Genomic DNA, 1,726 nt, shown 5'->3' with positions numbered 1-1,726 from the left:
AGCACCAATTTAACCAATTAAATGTTAAATCAGTGCTTTAAAAGTCTAATATTAATTGTCAATGTCTTAACTTAATGACATTGGCGACAATCGATAAATGCTTTTTTAATTTATTTTACTTTAAAGTAGCGACGAGCAGTAATTTGATTATAGCCTTTTTGAAATTCTACTTTGACCTTACTGCGGTTTTCTAAGGTGAATATAATTACGCCATTTTTAATAGTCTTATGTGGTTTCAAATTATGTTCCATCTTACCTAAGCCCTTAATCAATGAGGATGAATTAGTCGCACCAGTAGTTAATTACTGCCATTTTCCATGAACTTTTTGATAAGCGTTAACGCCAGAATAGTTCATCAACATGTCACTCTTAACTGTCCTTTTACCATGGTTAGTAACATTTACCCAAAGCACTAAGATTTTCTTACTTGCTTCTTCTTAATGTGAAAAGTGAGTGAACCACTTTTGACAGTCTTCGAAGCCGCCTGCACAGTCTGAGGTTGAGAAACGACTGGAGCAACGGTCCCTACCGAAGCGGTAAGGCTAATGCAGCGGCACCGAATTTGATAATTTTTTCATAATAAACATTCTAAGCTAAATAGTGAATTAGTTATCCGACGGAATAATTGATTCACTATTTTTATTCTCTTGTAGAATTTAAGTAGTAGTAAAACTATATGTCATCGGGGCTTTAGACACTTGATGTCGCATAATAAACTGGCAGTTTTGCTTGAGTTTTCAGGAGTCTCTTCGAAGAATGTGGACACTTAGATGTCGAGTTTAGAAAATTAGATCTGATTTCTTAAGTAAATACGTTTTACTACTTGAGCTTAGGGGGTTATATTATGCAAGTTACTTTTGGAATTGATGTAAGCAAGTCAAATTCTACTGTTTGCGAACTAATTGGTGAAAGTAAAAATGAACTTACTATTACCAATGATCGTCCTGGTTTTATTCAATTACTTCATGAGCTGGCTGCTTTTTCTAAACATCCACAAATTATTTTTGAAGCTACCGGTGTTTATTCACGCAGACTGCAGGCTTTTCTTGAAGACTACGGCTATGAATATGTTGTTCTTAATCCGCTTAAAGCCAAAAAAGAGATGAATATGGGGCTACGCTACAACAAGACCGATAAAACTGATGCTTATCATTTAGCTTTAATTCAAAGACTTTATCGCCATCCGGTTAATCAAAGCGAATCCCAAACTTATAAGCAGCTTAATGCTTTGAGCCGCTTCTATGACCAGCTGACAAGTGACTTGGTAATAGCTAAAAATCGACTTCACCAAGCTCTACAATCAACCTTTCCCGAAATTGAAAACTTATTTTCTATTGCTAGAGGTAAGAATTATTGGCAAATAGTTGCTCGTTATCCTCATTGTGATTTAGTAAGAAAAGATGATAAAAAGCAAATTATTAACTGGTTGATGAAATTGAAAGGCATCGCTTTTAATCATGCACAAAGGACAACAGATAAACTAATTGAATTAGCTCATTTAGCTTATCCAGTTGTTTCTTGCTCTGACATAGAAGTCCAGCAAGCACAATATTATGCCAGAAGACTGCTTAATCTAAGCAATCAACGTCAACGTATAATTACCAAAATGGTTAAACTCGCCAAAACTTTGCCTAATCATGACTTAGAAAACCTAGAAAGCATTCCAGGCTTTGCACAGACCACTGCAGTCAGAGTTTTAGCAGAGTTAGGAGATTTACGCAGATTT

2 protein-coding genes are annotated in these 1,726 nt (G+C 35.3%); one reads left to right on the top strand and one right to left on the bottom strand.

Annotation, left to right across the window (positions count from 1 at the left end):
* Positions 1-110: 110 nt before the first annotated feature.
* Positions 111-251 carry a hypothetical protein gene (locus tag JEM49_RS10620; RefSeq protein ID WP_242509824.1) on the bottom strand — a complete coding sequence of 47 codons (141 nt, stop codon included), beginning with the start codon at positions 249-251 and terminating at the stop codon, positions 111-113.
* Positions 252-844: 593 nt separating this feature from the next.
* Here JEM49_RS10620 and JEM49_RS09995 point away from each other — a divergent pair.
* On the top strand, positions 845-1,726 hold an 882-nt coding region (locus JEM49_RS09995), incomplete at its 3' end, for an IS110 family transposase (RefSeq protein ID WP_201874876.1).

The sequence above is a fragment of the Lactobacillus sp. A27 genome (assembly GCF_016742815.1).
Classification (GTDB): Bacteria; Bacillota; Bacilli; order Lactobacillales; family Lactobacillaceae; genus Lactobacillus; species Lactobacillus gallinarum.
The sequence above is the reverse complement of the archived record's forward strand: the minus strand, read 5'-3'. Positions and strand labels throughout refer to the sequence as shown.

Bases quoted from the DNA above. Each gene is read 5' to 3' on its own strand.
- JEM49_RS10620 (WP_242509824.1), bottom strand. From the start codon at position 251: ATGGAACATAATTTGAAACCACATAAGACTATTAAAAATGGCGTAATT.